Genomic DNA, 19,875 nt, shown 5'->3' with positions numbered 1-19,875 from the left:
CTGGCGGCGTTGGCGGAAAGCCCGAGTACGACCCGGTACGAGGACTTCCCGCCGCCTTGCCAGCCACCACGCGGATCACCGGATCTGGCGCCGAACTCCCGACTCAGGACACTAGCCGCTGACAGACCCGCCCGGCGACGGCCAACCAGCGCATTTCCGGCGTCAACAACCAACCATTAGTCGACTGTGGACGGCGGATTGACTCGGTTCTCCTCGGCGTCGAGCTGCGCCTGCAGCCGCAGCAGCACGGTGTCGCTGATGACGTGCTCGTCGCGCAGCGCCACGACGGTCGCCCGCTTCACCGACAGCAGCTCGTTACGCAGCATCTCGGCCTCCGTCCGCTCGTCCGGCTCGGGCGCGACGGCGATGTCGTGCAACGCGGGGGTGAGGCTCAGCAGTACGCCGGCCACCAGCAACACCACCGGCGCGGCCAGCCCGACCCGGCGGGCGACCGAGGTGCCGATGAGGAGCGCCGCGCCGACCAGCACGAGCGTGAGCAGGGCATGAGGGGCGTACATCGGGGCTCCGCATGGCTCGACGAGTCAGGGAACAAAACTACGACCGGCGTCGGTTGGCGCAAGTGTGATCGATGTGCCGCTGTCTGTCCTCGACCTTGCCCCCGTGGCGCGCGATGTCAGCGCCACTGAAGCGCTGCGCGCCACCACCGAGCTCGCGCGCCGGACCGAGGAGCTGGGCTACCGGCGGTTCTGGGTGGCCGAGCACCACAACATGCCCTCGATCGCCAGCTCCGCACCGTCGGTGCTGATCGCCCACCTCGCGGCGGCAACGTCGACGATCCGGGTGGGGTCCGGCGGTGTGATGCTGCCCAACCACGCGCCGTTGGTGGTCGCCGAGCAGTTCGGCACGCTCGAGGCGCTGCACCCGGGCCGCATCGACCTCGGGATCGGGCGGGCACCGGGCACCGACCAGCGCACGGCGCTCGCGCTGCGCCGGACGACGGCGGGGCTGTCGGCCGAGAACTTCCCCCAGGAGCTGGGCGACCTCATCGGCTACTTCGAAGGCGACGACGAGCGGATCGTCGCGGTGCCGGGTCGCGGGAACGAGCCGGCGATCTGGCTGCTCGGGTCGAGCGGGTTCAGCGCGCAGCTCGCGGGCCTTCTCGGCCTGCCGTTCTCGTTCGCGCACCACTTCAGCTCGGCGAACACCGTGCCGGCGTTGGAGCTGTACCGGGCGAACTTCCGGCCGTCGCGGTGGCTGTCCGAGCCGTACGCGAAGGTCGCGGTCAACGCGATCTGCGCGGACACCGACGAGCGGGCTCGCTACCTGTCCGGTCCGGCGTCGCTCGCGTTCCTCAAGCTGCGGAAGGGCACGCCGGAGCCGCTGGTGACGCCCGAGGAGGCGGCCGCCTATCCGTACACCGACCAGGAGCGCGCGTTCGCCGAGGACCGGTTCACCGACCAGGCGGTCGGCTCGCCGGAGACCGTCCGCCGCCAGCTCACCGACCTGCTGGCGCGCACCGGCGCCAACGAGCTGATGCTCACCACGATGGTCTACGACATCGCCGAGCGGACCCGTTCCTTCGAGCTGATCGCGGAGAAGGTCGCAGCCGGCCTGGTGTGACAGGCGCGTTCCACGTCGATCGCGCTCCGCCGGGCCTGCCGGACAGGCGGGTCTCGACGCCGCGCGGGCAGTGGCTGGGCTTCGTGTTCCAGCAGTTCCACCTCACCGACGGGCTGTCGGCGGTGGACAACGTGGCCACGGCGCTCCTCTACGCCGGCGTGCCGCGCCGCGACCGCGCTTCGCGTGCCGCGGCGGCGCTCGAGCGGGTCGGCCTCGGCCACCGGCTGGGTCACCGGCCACCCGAGCTGTCCGGTGGCGAGCGGCAGCGGGTCGCGATCGCGCGGGCGGTGGTCAACGAGCCCGCCCTCGTCCTGGCCGACGAGCCGACCGGCGCGCTGGACACCGACACGGGGCACCGCGGTGCTCGACCTGCTGGCGGCCCTCAACGCCGAGGGCACGACGATCGCGATCATCACGCACGACCGCGACATCGCCGCCCGCTTACCCAGGCGCATCGAGCTCCGCGACGGTCGGGTGATCATCGACATCGCCGCACTGGTGGCGCGATGAACGTGCGACTCGGCATGGGCGACGTCCTGCGGTTGGGGCTGGTGTGCATCAGCACCCGCAAGCTGCGGGCGGCCCTGTCCGCCCTGGGCATCTCGATCGGGATCGCCACGCTCGTCGTGGTGACCGGTATCCCGGCGTCCAGCCAGGCGGCACTGCTGGACGAGCTGACCGCGCTCGGCACCAACATGCTCCGGGCCGAGCCGGCTCCCAACCAGCGGTCGGTGCCACCCCCGCGTCGAGGAACCGCCCCTCCCGCAGCGTGCCGTTGAGGACCCCACCGGTCGAGCTGTCCGCCGACGCCGTCGAGCGGGTCCGGCGGCGGTGCTCGGCTGTGTCGCCGCCGGTCGGCTGGGTGTCGGGCGGCCGGGGTAGCAGGTGTACGTCGGCGACCGGTGGTTCACGGTGACCGGCATCCTCGACCCGATGCCGCTCGCGCCCGATCTGGAGCGGTCGGTGCTGGTCGGGTGGGCCGCGGCCAAGAACAAGCTGGGCTTCGACGGGCGGCCGACCGTCGTCTACGTGAAGGCGCGGGAGGACGCGATCGACGACGTGCGAGCGGTGCTCGGCGCGACCGTGTACCCGGAGTTACCCGGGCTCGTGCAGGTCAGCCGGCCGTCGGACGCGCTGGCGGCCAAGCGAGCGACGGAGAGCAACCTGTCCGCGCTGCTGCTCGGGCTTGCGGGGGGTGGCGTTGTTGGTCGGCGGCATCGGGGTGGCCAACACGATGTTCATCTCCGTGCTGGAGCGGCGCAGGGAGATCGGGCCGCGCCGGGCGCTGGGCGCCACCCGCGGGCACATCCGGGCCCAGTTCCTCACCGAGGCGGTGGTCCTCTCCGCGCTCGGCGGACTCGCCGGCACCGGCATCGGGGTACTGGTCACCCTCGGATACGCGACGTATCAGGGTTGGCCGCCGGTGATCCCCCTCATCGCGATCACCGGCGGCGTCTCGGGCGCCGCCGTGGTCGGCACGCTTGCCGGGCTCCACCCGTCGATACGAGCGGCCGAGCTCACGCCGACCGAGGCACTGGCCGCCGCCTGAGACAGGAGGGCAGGTTGACGGTGACACCGACTACGCGGGTGAGGATGGTCACCCGCGGCTCGGATTCGTCGGTGTCACCGTCGCCCCGGCTCCCCGACCCGCAGCCAAACCGCCGCGGCTCGTTGTTCGTACACCGAAGCCCTCGGCGCACTACAAGGTGCGTAACCGGGCAACTCGGGGGTGTGCGACCAGCGACCTGGTCTTCTCCCGGCTCATTCACTCTTATGGAGTAGCGTGGTTCACGGCTCCCAGGCGAACACGGAACGTCGCCGGTCGGGCACACTAGAGGTTCGCGGCGGAGCGTTGGGGGTGTAATGAGTGAGGAACGCCTGCCGTACCGGCACGGCATCCACGAGGCGATGGGCGCGCTGTCCGGTCAGTGGGTGACCGCCGTCCTGGCCTCGCTGACCGCTCGCCCCATGACGTACTCAAAGCTGCTGGAGCACATCAACCGCACCGAGGAGAGGCTCGGGTGGGTGACCCACGAGAGGCCGCTGAGACAGAAGGTTCTCACCGACACGCTCCACCGCATGCAGCGCGACGGCCTCGTCATCAAGATCGACCGCCCCAGCCGGTTCGGCTCCACGTGGTACCAGCTCACCCCGATGGGCCGCTCGCTCCTGCGCGCACTCCTCCCATTGGCCAAGTGGGCCGAGGACCACCGCGGCGAGCTGAGCCGGGCCCGCGCCGCCTACCTCGCAGCCAAGTCCGACGAGACCGTCAACGGTGGCTAGGAGAACGGGACCGGGACCGGGAGAACGGCGATCACGAGCCCTGGCTCGGGCTCCGCGGCCCAGCAAGGTCGCCGATCGCTGCGATGATCGTCTGGACCTGGTTGCGGCCGGAGTCCTTGGCCACGAACAACGCGTCGTCGGCGGCCAACAGCACGTCCTGCAGCTCGGGGCCGAACTCCGGGTACACGGCGGTCCCGACGGAGACGCTCAGCCCGTCGACCACCTCGCCCCGGCCGTGCTCCGCCACCGGCACTCCCAGCTGGCGCACCCGCTCACAGATCCGCTCGCCGATCTGGCGCAGCGCGTCCGCCGACACCTCGGGACACAGGACGACGAACTCCTCGCCACCCCAGCGGCCGACGACGTCGTAGCGCCGGGCTGACGTGGTCAACGTGTCCGCCACCGCCTGGAGGACCCGGTCGCCGACCAGGTGACCGTGCGCGTCGTTCACCGCCTTGAAATGGTCCAGGTCCACCATCAGGATTCCGACCTGCATCTTGTCCCGCGCCGCCCGCTGGATCTCCGCCGTCGCCATGTTCGTCCATGCCGTGGCGTTCGCCAGGCCCGTCTTCTGGTCGGTCGACGCCGCCTCCTCGAGCTGGCGCATCAATACGCTGCGGTGCAGCACCAGCAGGGGTGGCACAACCATCAGAGCCCACGCCGGGTGGACGCTGATCAGCAACGCGGTGATCGCGCCGAGGGCGATCGTCGCGTACTCGAGCGCCGCCTCCCTGGCGGTGCCGAGCGCGCGCCGCACGTCGAGCCGGCGCGCGTGCAGCGTGATGGCCGTGGCGACGAGACCCAGGTTCACTCCCGAGTACGCGAGCACGGCGAGCACCACCGCCACCACCGCGACCGGCTGACCCCAGTCGGGCAGCTCGGCCGGTGCCAGCAGATACCGGATGGCCGACGCGGAGTACGCGCCGAGCACCACCGTGGACGCGGTGAACACCAGGCGGTAGGCATGCACGCTGCGCACGCGGTACCAGCTGCGCCAGAACAGATGCAGATACATCGCGCCGGTCACGACCGGGACGAGCGCCGGCGGCAGCACCAGCAGGGCGGAGAACGTCCACACCGAGGTCAGGTTGACGTGTGGGGTGTCGTTGAACCGTCTGCGTACCCGCTCGACGTGCCGGGTCAACTCGCCCATCGCCAGGCCGAGGCCGACGATGATGCCGAGCGTGGTCAGGTCGGCGGCGTCGACGTGGCTGTGCCAGGCAAGGTACGCGGTGACGCCCACTGCCGTGGCCTCGACCGCCAGCAGGAGAGCCAGCACCCGGGCCGGCTGCCGCCACAACGCCCAGCGGGTTGGCAGCCTGGACCGCCCATCGGTCGAAAGGGATGCTGGTTGGGGCGGTCGGGGGACCATCCCCCGATCAACATTTCCGTTTCCGTTGACTACGGCCGCGCTCGCGGAGGGAGGTGTGCGTGATGTCGAGGAGCTGGGACTGGTGATGGTCGGTGCCGGATCAGCGTTTCCGTTGCCGTGTTCGGCGGCGGTTCCCGTGGGAGGAGGTGTGCGTGATGAGGAGCTGGGACTGGTGACTTCCCATGCCTGATCAACTTTTCCGTCGCCATGTGCGGCGGCCGCGTTCATGAAGGGAGGTGTGCGTGATGTCGAGGAGCTGGGACTGGTGATCTTCGGTGCCCGAACAGCACTTCCGTTGCCGTGCTCGGCGGCGGTTCGCTGAGAAGGAGGTGCGAGAGATGTTGAGGAGCTGGGACTGGTGAGTACCTCATCGTGATCGATGTCGTCGGTCTCGCGCCCGCTCGACCCAACGGGCGCTCGCCCTTGGCGGGAACGGGCGCGAAGCCACGACACCCCCAGTAGGCCGGTGAGTCCCACGCCGGCAACACCTCCGGTCGCGACAGCCAGCACCGGGCTCGTCGCATCGGCCAGCAGGCCTGCGCCGAGCACCGCGACACCTTGTGACGACAGTACCCCGGCGCCCGCCAGACCGGACGCGGCTCCGCGGCTGTGGTCCGGGACGGCGAGCACGAACGCGGCCTGCGCGAGGACCAGGTAAGCGGTGGCACACGCGCCGGAGATCGCCCAGAGCAGCACCACCACGGTCAGCGGCGGTCGGAGCAGGCAGGCCGTCAGCGGCACGCCCGCGAGCACGGCGAACCAGGTCGTCATGGCCGGGCGTGCGTGCTGCGGCACCCTGGAGACCAGCCATGCCCCGACGATGCTGCCGGCCGGAGCCGCCGCCATCAGCAGCCCGACCGCGGCCGCCGCGGTGCTGAGGCCCGCGGCGTAGGGCGCGGCCAGCCCTTCGGGGATGACGAACACGCCGACGAGCCAGGACAGCGCGACCAGCCCGCGCAGGTACGGGTCCCGCCAGATCAGCGAGGCGGCGCCGGTGGACCGTGCGGGGTGCGTCGCGCGGGCGGCCGGCCGGTGGTCGACGCCCAGCACCAGCACGGCCGCGCTCATGAGGAAGGTGCCGGCGTTCAGGCCGAGAGCCGCGTGCGGGTCGAGCACGGCGAGCAGCGCGCCGCCGCCGAGGAAGCCGGCGACCTGTGCGGTCTGGCTGGTGACCGTGCGCAGCGCGAGCCCGGCAACGTACCGGTCGCCGGTGAGGATCGTGGGCAGCAGTGCCTGCTGCGCCGCCTTGAACGGTGCCCCGCCGAGCGTCAGCAGGAACACGAGCACCAGCAGGACCGGGATCGGCAGCGACGGGATCGCCATCAGCCCGGCGACCGCCGCGCGCAGCACGTCGACGACCACCATGAGCTCGCGGCGTGGGAACCGGTCGGCGAGCCCGCCGAGCAGCACCCCGCCGAGCAGCGCGGGAAGGAAGGTGAGGGCGTAGGTCAGCGCGGTCCAGCCGGCGGACGATGTCCGGGTGTAGACGAGGACGGCGAGGCCGACCCGGGCGAGCTGGTCGCCGCCGACCGACAGCAGCTCTGCGGACCAGAGTGCGCGGAACTCGCGCACGGCGAGCACCTCGCGGAATCCAGTCCTGCGCCCCATCGCCCGCCTCGCTCCTGACATGACACCCGCAGGCCGTGCCCCGCACGGCCTGCGGATCCGACAGTAGATCCACCTCGGCGGCAGGGCACGGCCGAGGCGCTTGTTTACCCAAATAGCCCAACTGGTTGACTAAGAGTAATAGCGAGGATCGGCGTCTCGGTACGCCGGTGGTAGCGACGCGGACGCCGCCGGGATCGTCACCTCGGGACTCACTGGGGGATGTCGATGCCGTACTCGCGGATCTTGCGGTAGATGGTGGCGCGGGACATGCCGAGCGCCCGGGCCGCCTCCTTCTTGTTGCCGTCGGCGTCGAGCAGGCCGCGCACGATCGCGTCCCGTTCGATGGACTCCAGCGGGTTGAGCACCCGGCCGGTGACCGTCTGCAGCTCGGGGGGAAGGTCACCCGGCTCGATGACACCGACCCGGCGGCGCAGCGTCACCCGGCGCAGGACCTCGCGCAGCTGCGCCACGTTGCCCGGCCACTTCGCCCGCATCAGCAGCCGCATGGCCGCCGCCGAGCAGCTCAGCGGCAGCCCGCGATCCCCGTGCACGTCGCGCTGCTGACCTCGACCGGCACGGTGATCGAGCACGAGATCGCGTCGCCGTCGCTCACCCCGACCGGCGCGCCGGCCACGCTCGGCATGCTCGCGCTGATCGGCCTGGCGATGGCGACGCTCCCGGTGATGCTCGGCCTGCTGTGGCTCCCGTTCTTGCGCCGCGCGTCGGTCCGGGTGACCGGGGCAGTCCTGGTGTTCACCCTCGGCCTGCTGGCGTTCCTGCTCGTGGACTCGACCGCGGAGGGCCTGGATCTGGCCGGCGGCCTCGGCTCCGGCCTCAACGGGATCGGCGTGTTCGCCCTGGGCGGGCTCGGGGCGTTGGCGGTCTTCGCGGCGGTGGAGTCGCTGGGCGTCGCCCCGCGCGGCGGCCCCGGAGCGGTGCCCGCGCCCCGTATGCGGCCGGCGTGGTTGATCGCGATCGGCATCGGGCTGCACAACCTCGGCGAGGGACTCGCGGTCGGCACCGCGATGCGCATCGGCGAGGTGGCGCTGGGTGCCGCGCTCGTGATCGGCTTCGCGATCCACAACCTGACCGAGGGCGTGGCCATCGCGGCACCGCTCGCCCGCGGTCCACAGCCGCCCCCGCGTGCCCGGCGGTGGGTGTTGCTGCTGGTCGCGGGCGCCGCGGGGCTGCCGGCCATCCCCGGCCTGTGGCTCGGCGGGCTCACCGCGGGCGGGGTGTGGGCGGTGCTCGGTCTCGGCATCGCGGCGGGCGCGATCGCCCAGGTCGTGCTCGCGGTGGGGCGGCTCGTGGTGGGGAAGCCCGGTCCGCTGGCCGCCGCGAGCTTCACGGCCGCGGTGGGTCTCATGTATCTGACGGGACTGCTTGCGTGACGGGGTCCATACTGGACGGCGCGATGGAGTTCACGTTCCTGACCAGGGCGCCCGCCGCGCCGCTGGCGCGCTACGTCGAGTCGATCTGGTACGCCCGCGGCCGGATCGACTACGAGCGCGAGCTGATCGCGCCCACCGGGTCCACAGTGGCCGGTATCGTGCTCGGCCCGCCCATCCGGCAGACCCCCGCCGCGGGCCCGGCGTTCCTCGCCACCACGGGCTTCCTGATCGGCCCGCACGACCGGCCGATCGTGAACCAGCCCACCGCCGAGACGTTCTGCGTCGGCATCGTCACCACCCCGGTGGGCTGCCGCGCGGTGTTCGGCCTCGACCCCGCCGGCCTGCGCGGCCGGGTCGTCGACCTCGCCACCGCGTGGCCCACCGCGACCCGCCTCCGCGCCGAGCTGGCCGTCACCCAGCCGGGCGAGGTGCTCGCCCAGGCCGAGACGGCGCTCACCTCCTCACTCGGCGAGGTCGGTCCCGGCGTCGAGCGGTGCGCGGCGGCCGTTGCCGCACTGGAAGCCGAGCCCGCGCGGAGCATCGGCGAGCTGGCCGCGTCGCTCGGGGTGTCGCACGGGCATCTGGACCGGGAGTTCTCCCGGGTGGTCGGGCTCGGCCCGCGGACGCTGGCGCGGATCCTGCGGCTGCGGGCGCTGCTCGCGCACCTCGACGTGTACGGGCAGATCGAGTGGATCGAGCTCGCCGCCACGCTCGGCTGGTTCGACCAGGCCCACCTGATCCGCGACTTCAAGCGGCACACCGGCGTCACGCCGTCGGAGTACCAGGCGGCGCAGCGGCGCACCTACCGGCCGGAGGACGCCGCGCCCGGCTTCGTGCCCAGGTGAAATCCGTCCAAGACATTCGCGGCCCGCGGCGGGAAGGTGCGCGCATGACCCAAGCCTTCATCGCCACGCAGGTCATCGACCGGCCGGCCGAACAGGTGTGGCGGGTGCTGACCGACTGGCGGCGCGCCCCCGACTGGATGTCCGGAGTGGACAGTGCACGGGCAGGCGGCGGCATCGACGTGGGCACCACGTTGACGTTCGTGGCGCGGAAGAAGGAGCGCACCAGCGAGGTCACCGCGGTGCGGCCCGGCGAGTCGATCACGCTGACGTCGGTGCAGGGCGGCGTGCGGGCCGACTACACCTACTCCGTCGAGGCCGACGGCGCGGCGACCCGCATCGTGCTCGTCGCCGACGTGACCACCGGGGCGATGTGGCGGGTGGTCGCCCCGGCGCTGCGAGCGGTCATCCGGCGAACCGACGCAGGCCAACTCGACGCCCTCAAGCGCCTGGTCGAGGCCGAGGTGCCGCGCTGACGGCTTCTTCTGGAAATCCGGCCGGCGGTTGTCAGGTTTTGCCGGCATCGTGGCCGGCATGACTGAGAAGAAGGTGGCGCTGGTCGCCGGGGGGTCGCGGGCGGCCGGCCGGGCCATCGCGGTGGAGCTCGGCCGGCTGGGCATGACGGTGTACGTGACGGGGCGGACCACGCGCGAGCAGCGCTCGGAGATGAACCGGCCGGAGACGATCGAGGAGACCGCCGAGCTCGTGACCGCCGCGGGCGGCACGGGTATCGCGATCCGGGTCGACCACCTGGAGGCCGGCTCGGTGCGCGCGCTCGTCGAGCGGATCGACGCCGAGCAGGGGCGGCTGGACGTGCTGGTCAACGACATCTGGGGCGGCGACGGCTACCTCAGGTTCGGCGACAAGCTGTGGGAGCACTCGCTGGAGGGCGGCCTGCGGATGCTGCGGCTCGGTGTCGAGACGCATGCGATCACCAGCCACTTTGCGCTGCCGTTGCTGATCCGCCGGCCGGGCGGGCTGGTGATCGAGATGACCGACGGCACGGCCGAGTACAACGCCAAGTACCGCAAGGACGCCGGGTTCTTCTACGACCTGGTGAAGACGTCCGTGCAGCGGATGGCGCTGGGCCAGTCCGAGGAGCTGCGCGAGTTCGGCTGCACCGCGGTCGCGCTGACCCCGGGGTGGCTGCGTTCGGAGGCGATGCTCGACGCGTTCGGCGTGACCGAGTCGAACTGGCTCGACGCGACGAAGGTCCAGCCGCACTTCGTGATCTCCGAGTCGCCGGTGTTCGTCGGCCGGGCCGCCGCGGCACTGGCCGCGGACCCGGACGTGGCGCGGTGGTCGGGGCAGTCGCTGTCCTCCGGGCAGCTGGCGAAGCTCTACGACTTCGACGACGCCGACGGCAGCCGCCCGGACGCCTGGCGCTACATCGACGAGGTCGAGAGCCGGGGCAAGCCGGCGGACGCCGCCGGCTACCGCTGACCCGCGACCCGGTTGCGAGCCGCCATCGCCTGGCCCACCTCGGCCAGGGCGGCTCGCAGGGTCGGCGGCGCCAGCACCTCCACCCCAACGCCGAGGCCGGTGAGCTGGGTCAGCGCGACGCGCTCGTTCTCGACGTCGAGCTCCAGCTCGCACCACCCGTCGGCGTCCGGTGGGCCGGCGGCGGCGAGTGCCTCGGCGGCCGCCTCGCGGTCGGTGATCTCCGGCAGCGCGCGTTGTGCCCGCGGGCTCAGCCGCATTCGCACCCGGTCACGCAGCAGCGAGCGCTCGAACCGCGCGGACGTCTGCGCCCACCAGGCCACGAGGTCGAACGGCCGCCGCTCGAACGGCTCGTCCGGCACGGCGTCCGCGATGCGCGCGACCCGGTAGGTGTGCGGCACGTCACCAGGCACCGGCAGCGCGACCAGGTACCAGACACCGGCCTTGACCACGAGGCCGAGTGGTTCGAGCAGCCGGTCGACGGAGTGGTCGGGCCGCCCGTAGCGCACCCGCAGCCGCCGCGGGTCGGCGACGGCCGAGGCGACGGTGGCGAGTTGGGAGACCTCCTCGGGCCGGTGGAACCAGCCGGGTGCGTCGAGGTGGAAGCGGTCGCTGATCTGCTCGGCGTAGTCGCGCAGGCCGGCCGGCAGCGTGGAGAGGACCTTGGCCCGCGCCGCGGTGAGCGCCGAGCCGAGGCCGAGCTCGGCGAGCACCTCGGGCACGCCGACCGCGAAGATGGCGGCGGCCTCCTTGCCGGTGAGCCCGTCGAGCCGGGTCCGCCAGCCGTCCATGAGCCGAATGCCGCCGGTGCGCCCCTGTTCCGTCCACAGTGGAACGCCGGCCGCCTCGAGGGCCGCGATGTCGCGGTACACGGTCCGCTCGGACACGGCCAGCGCGTCGGCCAGCTCGGCCGCCGTGGCCCGGCGGCGCTGCTGCAGCAGGAACAGCAGGGTCACCAAACGCTCAGCTCGCACCCGCCGATTGTGCCCGATGCCGGAAGGCCCGGCGTGGCCCGGAATGCCCGGAGATCCGATCCAGCCGGTGCATGTGGCCGTGCCTCGTCCTACCCGACCCGCCGCAGGGCTCTCTCGCGCCGCTCGGCCACGGTGGATCCCGACTCCCGGCGTGCCATCCGGCGTAGCACGATCGGTGCCACGACCAGGCCGAGCACGGCCCAGGCCCCGAGCACCCCGACGGTTTCCAGGTACCGCCAGGACTCGCCGATCTCGACGCTGACCGCGCCGTCGGGCAGCAGGGCCGAACGCATGCCGAGGCCGAGCCAGTAGATCGGGAAGACCTGAGCGACCCATTGCAGCCACTCCGGCGTCGACGTGATCGGGTAGAAGACCCCGGAGATCGCGATCATGCCGAGTATCGGCAGCGTGAGAAGTCCCTGGCTGCGTGTGCTGGTGAACACCGAACCCAGCACCGCGCCGACAGGCAGGGTTGCCACCAGGGCCAGGGCCAGCAGCCCGATCAGGGTCAGCCAGGAACCCGGGCTGCCGGCCGCGAGGCCGGAGATGATGAACAAGCCGGGGATCAGAAAGATCGCAAGGTCGACGACCAGGCTCCCGGACACCGCGATGATCTTGCCGACCAGGTAGGTCAGCATTCCGTTCGGGATCGCCTTCGCCCGCAGCAGGGTTCCGTCCTCGCGGTCGGCGGTGAGCAGTTGGCTCATGGTGACCATGGCCATCGCGGCGTTCATGCCGAGAATGCTGGGCAGGACGAGAGTGCCGAGCATGAACCCGCTCTGCCCGAAGGAGACGTCTCGGAGGAAGAACAGGGTGGCCAACATCAGCACGGGCCAGAAGCAGTGGTTGAACAGGTCCCCGCCGTTGGTCAGCGACTGTCGCAGCTCGATCAGCCCGCGGGACCAGCCCGCGCGCAACGCCGTCGTGGTCGGGTTCATCGGGTCACCCCGTCCGAACTGGACACTGCCGACGAGTGCGCCACGGTTTCGTGCTGGCCGGACTCGGCCTGGTGTACCAGGGAGAGATAGGTGTCTTCCAATGAGGACCGGCGGACTTCGAGGTTCTCGATCGCTTCGCCGTACTGTTCGAACAGCTCGAAAGCGAGCTTGGTGGACTCGGCGGTCGACCGCGCGAAATGCTGCCCGTCGCGAGTCCAGCGCACCTCGTCCTCGCCCGATATCCGCTGGGCGAGCTCCTCGGCCGTACCATCCGCGACGACTCGTCCGTGGTCGAGGATCATGATGCGGTCGGCGAGTTTCTCGGCCTCGTTCAGATCGTGCGTGGTGAGCAGGATCGTGGTCTCGCCCCTCTCCGCGAGGCCTTGGACGAGATCGTGGAACTCACGCCGTGCCCGCGGGTCGATGCCGGCGGTGGGCTCGTCGAGGAACAGCAGCTCGGGACGGCCGACGATGCCGATCGCGACATCCAGCCGGCGTCGCTGCCCACCGGAGAGCATCCTGATCTTCTTGTTCGCGTGCTCGGACAGGCCGACCGCCGCGACGAGCTCGCCGGCGTCCCATGGCCGTTCGACCAGCTCTGTGGAGTAGCAGGCGTAGCAAGAACCCAGATGCGCGAGCAACTCACGCGCCCGCCAGCTACCGTGGTCCCGCCAGGACTGCAGCACAACACCCACCCGTGCCCGCCATTGTTCGGTGCCGTGCGCCGGATCGGTGCCGAGCACCGTGACCCTGCCCGCCGACCGCATCCGGAAACCTTCCAGGATCTCGATCGCGGTGGTCTTTCCCGCCCCGTTCGGGCCTAGCAGCGCCAGCACCTCCCCTTGGCGCGCCTGGAACGTCACATCGCGCAGGACATCGCTCGTGCCGTAGCGCATGCGCAGTCCGTCGACATCGAGCACGACTTTCTCGTTGGTCGTCACCTTTGTTCGCCTTCGTTGGTGAGCGTTCGCAGCACCCGTGCCGTCAGGTCGGCCTGGTCGATACCCGCCAGGGCGAGCGCGCGCGGCACGGTGCCGGCCTGAGCGCGCAGGATCCCGAGCAGCAGATGCGCCGGCCGCAGATCTTTCTTGCGGGCCACGGATGCGAACCCTCGTTCCAGCGCGAGCTTGGCCGAGGCGCCCATCTTCGGATGCGCCGGGGCATTGCTCGGCCGAGGGAGGTCGAAGGCGGCCCGAGACACGCCGACCGTGCTCAGGCTGTGCGCGAACTCCCGGTCCAGCGCGTCGCGAGTCGCTCGGTGGTCCAACCCGACCGAGGCCAGGACCTGCTGCGTGGTGGTTTCCCGCTCGCCGGCGATCGCGAGCAGGAGATGGCGTGCCTCGACCGCCGCCGATCCGTCGTCGCGTGCTTCTTGTTCTCCCCGCACGATGATCGCGTGAAGGTATTTGTCAAACGCGGTCATCGTTGCGCCTCCTCAGCGTCACGCCGGCGGCGATGAGCCGCTTGGCATGCTTCTTGTGGACCGCTTGGCGCGTGAGGCCGAGCGCCTCGGCGACCTGCGGCCAGCTCCAGCCGGCTCGCATCGCCCGCTCGACAGCGGCGTTCTCCAACTGGTCAGCCAACTTCCGCAACGCCGCCACGGCCGCCAGCCCGTCAGCGGGATCGTGGGGAACCTCGACACCGGACATGTAAGCAACCGTAGTTGACTAATCCGAAATTAGTCAACTACGGTTGCTAACCACCTGATCCACCGGCAGAACCTCCGCGTCGGCCGTTGTCGTCGAGGTCGACTCCACCCGCGCACCCCAGCGTCGACCGAGACGGTCATCCGTGCTTACGCCCTGCGCTGAGGCCGGTTCCCAAGCGCGCAGAACTCGCACGCCAGAACCGACGACGAGCTCCATCCGCTGCGTGCGGTACCCATGTGGGGCTGGCCTCAGCCATCTGAGTGAAACCGCTGGTCACAGGGTTAAATCCGGGCGTGTCGCCCGGTAGTCTGAATCGGTCAGGAGGTGGGCCGAATGGGTGGTCGGAATACGAGGTCGAGGTCGATGGCGCCGGACGAGGTGCTGCGCATCATGGCCGCGTCCGTCGAGGTGCTGCGGGTACGGCTGCCCGAGCAGAACCAGGAGACCATCGAGCGTGCCGTGTACGACGTGGCGACCGAGCTGGTCTCCACGATCACCGACCCGGACCGCCTGGCCACGATGCTGCGGCTCCGCGCGACCGCCCGGCTGAGCGCCGCCACCGGCGACCCCGTGCCGATCCGGTCGAGGGTGCCGCCCCTTCCCGAGCCTCGCGCCGCCACGCCCAACCGGACGCGTTCCCCACCCTGACAGACGACCGCGCTTGCCGGTGAACGGCCCGCCGATGGCTCCGATTCCGAGCCAGAGCAGGACGAGCTGGGTCGGTGTCGTCGGGTGGCGTCGCTGTGTCGTCTCGTGACGTCGCTGTGTCGTCTCGTGGCGATGACAGCAGGTGGTGACGCCGCGCTGGACCGACCCGGTCGACTCGGCGACGCGACGGGTCGACTCGGCGACGCGACGGGTCGACCCGGCGACGCGACGGGTCGACTCGGCGACGCGACGGGTCGACTCGGCGACGCCAGCGGTCGACACGCCACGCCAGCTACCTCTCAGGGCTTCGTGGGGAGGGGCCAGGACATCGCGACCGTCGTGCCGGTGGTCGACGGCGTGATCGCGGCGGTTGCCGTGAGGCCGCGGATCAGGGGGAGGCCGCGGCCGCGCGTGCCGGGGTCGGCGGGCGGTGGCTTCCACCGCCCGTAGTCGGTGACCGTGACGGTCACGCAGCCCCGGGCGAGGTCGCGCACCGCGCGAAGGTCGAGCACGCCCTGCAGCTGTCCGATGTATGCGTGCTCGACCGTGTTGGCCATCGCCTCGTAGCTGGCCAGGATGAGCGCCTCGCTGTCATCCGGCGGCAGGCCCGCGCGCTCGGACCATTCGGCCAGTGCGTGGCGGAGCCCGGTGAGCCGGCCGGCGACGGCCGGGACCCGGACATGCAGGTCGCCCTCCTGGGCGTCCTCGGGTCGTGTATGCCCCACGTTCACTCCGGAGTCTCCACCTTCCGCCTCCGGCCCGGTACCGCACCGCGTTCAGCCTCAGGCATGGCGAGCTCAATCCTGGCGCAGAGCCTGGTCGCGGGTGGGGTAGATCGAGAACATCTCGGTCAACCCGGTGAGTTCCATCGGACGGAACGTCGCGTTGCCCGCGGCCACCACCCGGAACCGGGTGTGCTCTCCGGACTGCTGGTCCGCCGCGATCAGGACGCTCATTCCGGCCGACGCCAGGAAGCTGACCTCACTGAGGTCGACCACCAGCAGCCCCGGCCGCCGCTCGAGCACCGTCGAGATCGATTCGCCCAGCTCGGGAGCGGTGGCCAGGTCCACGTCGCCGGCCACGCTCACCACCACTGTCTCGCCATGGTTGTCCACTCGCACGGAGAACCCGCCCGGCGTGGGCGGGTCCGCTCGAAACGACACCGAACTCATCGTCTCACCGCCCTGCCGGCCGTCGGCTCGTCAACAGCCACATGGCCGCCGGGCTACCACGCGGGCAGACCGTTCAAACGCGACTTTCGTCGGCCGATGCCCTGAACGACGCGCTCGGGTCGCTCGACGTCCCGGGCGACGCGTTCGAGGCGATCCCGCGGCTCAGGTGTCGGACCGCGCCGGTAGGACCATCGTCACCCGGGGCCACGCGTCGAGGCCCTTCGCCGCTTCGCGCGCCCGGATCTCGCGAAGGCCCGGGGTCAGCCGGTCCGGTGCCAGCACCTCGAAACCCAGCCGCGCGTAGTACGGCCCGTTCCACGGCACCTCGGCGTAGGTGGTCAGGCTCACCGTGTCGAAACCCCGCGCCAGCGCCCACTCGCGTGCGGTCTCGATGAGCTGCCGGCCCAGTCCCCGGCGGCCGTGGGTCGGCCGCACGGAGACCTGCTCGATGTGCGCGTGCCCGTCCACGACCTCGGCCAGCAGGTACCCGACCGGCCGGTCGTCGGCGTCGGTGGACACCCAGGCGCGGCCGTCTTCCTGGTACGGCGCCAGGTCCTCGACGGTGCCCGGGTCGTCGTCGGCCACGAGGGCCATGCCGATCGCGCGGAACGGCTCACCGGCGGAGCGCTCGATGTCCACGAGCGCGGGCAGGTCGTCGGGGCGGGCAAGACGGATCACGGGGTCTTTGTAACAGTCAGCCCACGGTGATCGCGTTCAGGTTTTCCATCGGGTACTCGTGCGCGATGACCCCGGGGTGCTCGCGCACGCCGACCGGCGGGGCCAGCACCCCGAGGTGCCGGGAGGAGCGCCGGCGGTCGCCGGTCCAGCGGGCCGTCAGGTCGCCGATGTTTGACCGTGAGCGCGCCCGGCTCGAACGGCGCGTCCGCCGACCGACCGTCCGATGTGTACACCTGCAGGCGCCGAGCCCGGTCGCGAAGATGATCAGCAGCTCGTCCGACAGCTCGACGACGCGAGGGTCGGCGTCTCGTATCACTTCATTCGTAGTACTTCAGACATAGTGATACAGTGGGCTCGTGCGACGCAACCCGGTTAGGCGAACCGCTCTGGTCGACGCGGCCATCGACGTGCTCGCCGACATCGGCGCGCGGGGGCTCACCTTCCGCGCGGTCGACGCCAGGGCCGAGGTTCCGGTGGGCACGGCGTCCAACTACTTCGCCAACCGCGACGAGCTGTTCGCCCAGATCGGCGGGCGGATCTTCGAGCGGCTGGGCGCGGTGACCGTGCCGGCCGGCGCGGACTCGGCCGCGCGGTTGCGCCATCTCGTCGATCATGTCGCCGGCTACCGCGAGGGGTATCTGGCACTGCTCGAGCTCCGGCTGGAGGCCACCCGCCGGCCGGAGCTGCGCGCCGCGCTGACCGAGACCATCCGTGCGGACGTCGCGGCCAACGTCGCCGCGCACGAGCGGGCGGGGCCGCCCGGCGACGCCACCACGGTGATCGTGCTGTACCTGGCCATGAACTGGCTCGTGGTCGAACGGCTGACCCTGCCCGACGTGTTTCCCGACGCCGGCGCGCTCGTGGACGTCGCGGTGGAACGGATCCTGCGATGAGGTGGCTCGACGGCGTACTCGCCGCGGCGCTCGCCGGCTGCCTGGTGGCGGGGACGTTCCTGGCACAGTCGGCGCAGACGCACGTCCGCACGCTCGACGCGGTGGGGATCGTCCTGATCGTGGTTGCCGCGGGAGTCACCGTGGGGCCGCGGCGGGTCGCGCCGGAATGGGCGCTCGCCGGCGGCGTCGCGGCGGTCAGCGCGTACCTGCTGGCCGGATACCCGTACGGGTCGGTGCAGCTGTGCATGGTCATCGGGATGTTCGAGGTCGCCCGGCTGCGGCCGCCGCGGATCTCCTTGCCACTGTGCGGGATCGCCGCGGTCGTGGCGTCGGTGACGTTGCTGGTCCGGGTCGCGCCGGACGCGTCGTCGCCCGCGTTGCTCGCGCTCGCCTGGACCGGCTGGATCGTGCTGCCGTGGTCGCTCGGCGCGCTCGGGTACACCCGCCGGGTCGCGCGCGACCGGGAGCGGCGCGACCTCGTGGCGCGGGCGGCGATCGAGGAGCGGATGCGTATCGCCGCCGAGGTGCACGACGTCGCCGGGCACGGGTTCGCGGTCGTCGCCATGCAGGCCGGCGTCGCGCTGGTGGTGTTCGACGAGCAGCCCGACCAGGTCCGCGCGTCGCTCGAGGCGATCAAGGCGGCCAGCGCCGAGTCGCTCGCCGGCCTGCGCGGCATGCTGGACGCGGTGGCGCGGGACCGCACCGGCCTCGCCGGCGTGCCGGAGCTGGTCGAGCGGGTGCGGGCCGGCGGCCTGCCGGTGGAGCTGGAGCTGGAGCGGATGGAGCCGGGCGGCGAGATCGACGGTGAGATCGACATGGTGGCCTTCCGGGTGGTGCAGGAGTCGCTGACCAACGTGCTGCGCCACGCCGGTCCGACCCGCGCCGAGGTGCGCGTCGCCCGGGACGGCACCGGCGTCGTGGTCGAGGTGAAGGACCGGGGTCGAGGCACACCCGGCCCGCCCGGACGCGGGCTCGACGGGATGCGGCGCCGGGTCGAGGCGGCCGGCGGCACCCTGGTCACCGGCCCGCGTGACGGCGGCGGGTTCGCGGTCCTGGCCCGGCTGCCGGGTGGCACCCGATGATCCGGGTGGCGCTGGCCGACGACCACGAGCTGGTCCGGATGGGCCTGCGGGTCCTGATCTCGCGCGAGCCCGACCTCGACCTGGTCGGCGAGGCGACCAGCGGCGCCGAGGCACTGGCGTTGGTCGCCGGCGAGCGCCCGGACGTGCTGCTGCTCGACATCAGGATGCCGGGCATGGACGGCCTGGAGACGTTGCGCCGGCTGCCGTTGGCCGAGGTCCGGGTGATCGTGGTGACCACGTTCGAGGTCGACGAGTACGTCGTCGAGGCGCTGCGGGCGGGCGCGAGCGGGTTCATCCTGAAGGGCGCCGCGCCGGGTGAGCTGGTGCGCGCGATCCGGGTGGTGGCCGCGGGGGAGGCGCTGCTGTCGCCGTCGGTCACCAAGCGGGTCGTGTCGATGTTCGCCCGCACGGTCGCGCCGTCGCCGGTGCCGGGGCTCGACCAGCTGACCGAGCGGGAGCGGGAGATGGTCGCGTGGGTGACCACCGGCCGGACCAACGACGAGATCGCCGCGGAGCTGGTGCTGAGCCCGGCCACGGTGCGCACGCACGTCAGCTGGGCCATGGTGAAGCTGGGCGCGCGGTCCCGCGCGCAGCTGGTGGTGCTCGGCGTGCGCGCGGGCCTGACGCCTCCTTAGTGGACAGTCGCATGTGTCCGGACGGACGCGGCGATCCCGGCCGGCACCGCCACGACCAGGCCCACCCACTGCAGCGCGGTGCCGAGGAACGGCCCGACACCGGCGGGATCGACGAGCCGGTCGAAGCTCGACCCCTCGATGACCCCGCCGACGATCACGAACAGCGGAACGGCCGCGAGCACCATCGGCGCCCACCGCCACCGCCACCCGAGCACGGCGATCGCCGCCGCCGCGAGGATGATCGGTCCGGGCGGCACCACCGGATATCCCGGCACGCCGGTGCCGATCTGCACGATGATCCCGACGGTGGCGACGAGCAGCGCCGCCACCTCGATCTTTCTGCTGGTCATGTACCCAGTCTTCGCGGGCGAGGCCGCCGTGTCGTCGGACGAGTGCGGGCTTTCCGGCTACGCAGGACTGCGTAGCCGACGGTGCCGAACATGACCGAAAGTTTCGGAAATGTCGTACCGATCTGGATTCACGTGCCCGGTTCATTGGGCCTTGACCGCTTTGGTAAGGGCTCGTAGTAAAATAACTTGGGTTTTGGTCTCGGGGTGTTTATGGTCTGTGCTATGAGCCTGGTCATGGATTCTCTCGAACGCCGCTATGACGCGGTCAAGCCGCATCTGACTGAGCGGCAACGTCGGGTCTGGCTTGGTGTTGAGGCCCGTGAGCTGGGGCGGGGCGGG

At 71.5% G+C, this 19,875-nt stretch carries 22 protein-coding genes and 3 pseudogenes; 12 read left to right on the top strand and 13 right to left on the bottom strand.

Features of this window, described 5'->3' with window-relative positions; translation table 11 throughout:
* Window positions 1-176: 176 nt before the first annotated feature.
* Window positions 177-518, bottom strand: coding sequence for a hypothetical protein (locus tag GEV28_RS33980; RefSeq protein ID WP_291417032.1), 342 nt, complete (start codon window positions 516-518; stop codon window positions 177-179).
* A gap of 64 nt (window positions 519-582) precedes the next feature.
* Here GEV28_RS33980 and GEV28_RS33975 point away from each other — a divergent pair, with 64 nt between their 5' ends.
* The 4 genes and pseudogenes from GEV28_RS33975 to GEV28_RS33960 all read left to right on the top strand — a co-directional run bounded on the left by GEV28_RS33975 (window position 583) and on the right by GEV28_RS33960 (window position 3,864).
* Window positions 583-1,581: an LLM class flavin-dependent oxidoreductase gene (locus GEV28_RS33975; RefSeq protein ID WP_291417030.1), complete on the top strand. Its 999-nt coding sequence runs from the start codon at window positions 583-585 to the stop codon at window positions 1,579-1,581.
* Window positions 1,582-1,616: 35 nt separating this feature from the next.
* A pseudogene (locus tag GEV28_RS33970) lies at window positions 1,617-2,091 on the top strand (ABC transporter ATP-binding protein); the annotation flags it as partial.
* Window positions 2,088-3,130: pseudogene (locus GEV28_RS33965) on the top strand (ABC transporter permease). The pseudogenes GEV28_RS33970 and GEV28_RS33965, both read left to right, overlap by 4 nt.
* 314 nt (window positions 3,131-3,444) lie before the next feature.
* A complete protein-coding gene (locus GEV28_RS33960; RefSeq protein ID WP_291417028.1) occupies window positions 3,445-3,864 on the top strand; it encodes a helix-turn-helix domain-containing protein in 420 nt (139 codons plus the stop codon).
* 31 nt (window positions 3,865-3,895) lie between these two features.
* On the opposite strand, the gene GEV28_RS33955 is transcribed toward GEV28_RS33960, so the two are convergent.
* Together GEV28_RS33955 and GEV28_RS33950 are read right to left on the bottom strand one after the other, a co-directional pair.
* Complete coding sequence (locus tag GEV28_RS33955; protein WP_291417026.1) at window positions 3,896-6,844, bottom strand: MFS transporter; 2,949 nt, start codon at window positions 6,842-6,844, stop codon at window positions 3,896-3,898.
* A gap of 209 nt (window positions 6,845-7,053) precedes the next feature.
* Window positions 7,054-7,371: pseudogene (locus tag GEV28_RS33950) on the bottom strand (helix-turn-helix domain-containing protein); the annotation flags it as partial.
* An 18-nt stretch (window positions 7,372-7,389) separates the two neighbouring features.
* Here GEV28_RS33950 and GEV28_RS33945 point away from each other — a divergent pair.
* Genes GEV28_RS33945 through GEV28_RS33930 form a run of 4 tightly spaced genes read left to right on the top strand, consistent with a single transcriptional unit; the run spans window position 7,390 to window position 10,520 of the window.
* Entirely contained in the window at window positions 7,390-8,235 is an 846-nt protein-coding gene (locus tag GEV28_RS33945; protein ID WP_291417024.1) for a hypothetical protein, read from the top strand.
* Window positions 8,232-9,080: an AraC family transcriptional regulator gene (locus GEV28_RS33940; protein ID WP_291417022.1), complete on the top strand. Its 849-nt coding sequence runs from the start codon at window positions 8,232-8,234 to the stop codon at window positions 9,078-9,080. The genes GEV28_RS33945 and GEV28_RS33940 overlap by 4 nt, the downstream gene beginning before the upstream one ends.
* Window positions 9,081-9,124: 44 nt before the next feature.
* Entirely contained in the window at window positions 9,125-9,553 is a 429-nt protein-coding gene (locus GEV28_RS33935) for an SRPBCC family protein (protein WP_291417020.1), read from the top strand.
* A gap of 58 nt (window positions 9,554-9,611) precedes the next feature.
* Window positions 9,612-10,520 carry an SDR family oxidoreductase gene (locus GEV28_RS33930; RefSeq protein ID WP_291417018.1) on the top strand — a complete coding sequence of 303 codons (909 nt, stop codon included), beginning with the start codon at window positions 9,612-9,614 and terminating at the stop codon, window positions 10,518-10,520.
* On the opposite strand, the gene GEV28_RS33925 is transcribed toward GEV28_RS33930, so the two are convergent.
* From GEV28_RS33925 to GEV28_RS33905, 5 genes are all read right to left on the bottom strand, one after another.
* Complete coding sequence (locus tag GEV28_RS33925; protein WP_291417017.1) at window positions 10,511-11,491, bottom strand: YafY family protein; 981 nt, start codon at window positions 11,489-11,491, stop codon at window positions 10,511-10,513. The genes GEV28_RS33930 and GEV28_RS33925 overlap by 10 nt on opposite strands.
* 89 nt (window positions 11,492-11,580) lie before the next feature.
* On the bottom strand, window positions 11,581-12,429 hold the full coding sequence (locus tag GEV28_RS33920) for an ABC transporter permease (protein ID WP_291417015.1): 849 nt from the start codon (window positions 12,427-12,429) through the stop codon (window positions 11,581-11,583).
* A complete protein-coding gene (locus GEV28_RS33915; RefSeq protein WP_291417034.1) occupies window positions 12,426-13,325 on the bottom strand; it encodes an ABC transporter ATP-binding protein in 900 nt (299 codons plus the stop codon). The genes GEV28_RS33920 and GEV28_RS33915 overlap by 4 nt, the downstream gene beginning before the upstream one ends.
* 41 nt (window positions 13,326-13,366) lie before the next feature.
* Window positions 13,367-13,852 carry a Clp protease N-terminal domain-containing protein gene (locus tag GEV28_RS33910; RefSeq protein ID WP_291417012.1) on the bottom strand — a complete coding sequence of 162 codons (486 nt, stop codon included), beginning with the start codon at window positions 13,850-13,852 and terminating at the stop codon, window positions 13,367-13,369.
* The gene (locus tag GEV28_RS33905) at window positions 13,839-14,078 is read right to left on the bottom strand and encodes a hypothetical protein (protein ID WP_291417010.1); all 240 of its coding nucleotides are present in this window, start codon (window positions 14,076-14,078) and stop codon (window positions 13,839-13,841) included. Before GEV28_RS33905 ends, GEV28_RS33910 begins: the two co-directional genes overlap by 14 nt.
* A 363-nt stretch (window positions 14,079-14,441) precedes the next feature.
* On the opposite strand from GEV28_RS33905, the gene GEV28_RS33900 reads away from it, so the two are divergent.
* A complete protein-coding gene (locus GEV28_RS33900) occupies window positions 14,442-14,726 on the top strand; it encodes a hypothetical protein (RefSeq protein ID WP_291417008.1) in 285 nt (94 codons plus the stop codon).
* Between the two features lie 299 nt (window positions 14,727-15,025).
* Here GEV28_RS33900 and GEV28_RS33895 read toward each other — a convergent pair whose 3' ends face one another.
* The 4 genes from GEV28_RS33895 to GEV28_RS33880 all read right to left on the bottom strand — a co-directional run bounded on the left by GEV28_RS33895 (window position 15,026) and on the right by GEV28_RS33880 (window position 16,892).
* Entirely contained in the window at window positions 15,026-15,457 is a 432-nt protein-coding gene (locus GEV28_RS33895) for an ATP-binding protein (RefSeq protein ID WP_291417006.1), read from the bottom strand.
* 66 nt (window positions 15,458-15,523) lie between these two features.
* Window positions 15,524-15,889, bottom strand: a complete 366-nt coding sequence (locus tag GEV28_RS33890; RefSeq protein ID WP_291417004.1) for an STAS domain-containing protein — start codon at window positions 15,887-15,889, stop codon at window positions 15,524-15,526.
* 171 nt (window positions 15,890-16,060) lie between these two features.
* Window positions 16,061-16,576 carry a GNAT family N-acetyltransferase gene (locus GEV28_RS33885; RefSeq protein WP_291417003.1) on the bottom strand — a complete coding sequence of 172 codons (516 nt, stop codon included), beginning with the start codon at window positions 16,574-16,576 and terminating at the stop codon, window positions 16,061-16,063.
* 16 nt (window positions 16,577-16,592) lie between these two features.
* Window positions 16,593-16,892, bottom strand: a complete 300-nt coding sequence (locus GEV28_RS33880; RefSeq protein ID WP_291417002.1) for a hypothetical protein — start codon at window positions 16,890-16,892, stop codon at window positions 16,593-16,595.
* 40 nt (window positions 16,893-16,932) lie between these two features.
* Between GEV28_RS33880 and GEV28_RS33875 the strand changes: the two genes are divergently transcribed.
* The 3 genes from GEV28_RS33875 to GEV28_RS33865 are packed head-to-tail and all read left to right on the top strand — an operon-like array spanning window position 16,933 to window position 19,186.
* A complete protein-coding gene (locus tag GEV28_RS33875) occupies window positions 16,933-17,469 on the top strand; it encodes a TetR/AcrR family transcriptional regulator (protein WP_291417000.1) in 537 nt (178 codons plus the stop codon).
* Window positions 17,466-18,551 (top strand): histidine kinase, encoded by a 1,086-nt coding sequence (locus tag GEV28_RS33870; protein WP_291416998.1) that lies wholly within the window; start codon window positions 17,466-17,468, stop codon window positions 18,549-18,551. Before GEV28_RS33875 ends, GEV28_RS33870 begins: the two co-directional genes overlap by 4 nt.
* A complete protein-coding gene (locus GEV28_RS33865) occupies window positions 18,548-19,186 on the top strand; it encodes a response regulator transcription factor (RefSeq protein ID WP_291416996.1) in 639 nt (212 codons plus the stop codon). Before GEV28_RS33870 ends, GEV28_RS33865 begins: the two co-directional genes overlap by 4 nt.
* On the opposite strand, the gene GEV28_RS33860 is transcribed toward GEV28_RS33865, so the two are convergent.
* Window positions 19,183-19,536: a hypothetical protein gene (locus GEV28_RS33860; protein WP_291416994.1), complete on the bottom strand. Its 354-nt coding sequence runs from the start codon at window positions 19,534-19,536 to the stop codon at window positions 19,183-19,185. The two genes, GEV28_RS33865 and GEV28_RS33860, sit on opposite strands and share 4 nt — an antisense overlap.
* Between the last annotated feature and the right edge of the window lie 339 nt (window positions 19,537-19,875).

The sequence above is a fragment of the Actinophytocola sp. genome (assembly GCF_009379765.1).
Taxonomy (GTDB): Bacteria; Actinomycetota; Actinomycetes; order Mycobacteriales; family Pseudonocardiaceae; genus Actinophytocola.
This window is presented reverse-complemented; position numbering and strand designations above follow the sequence as displayed.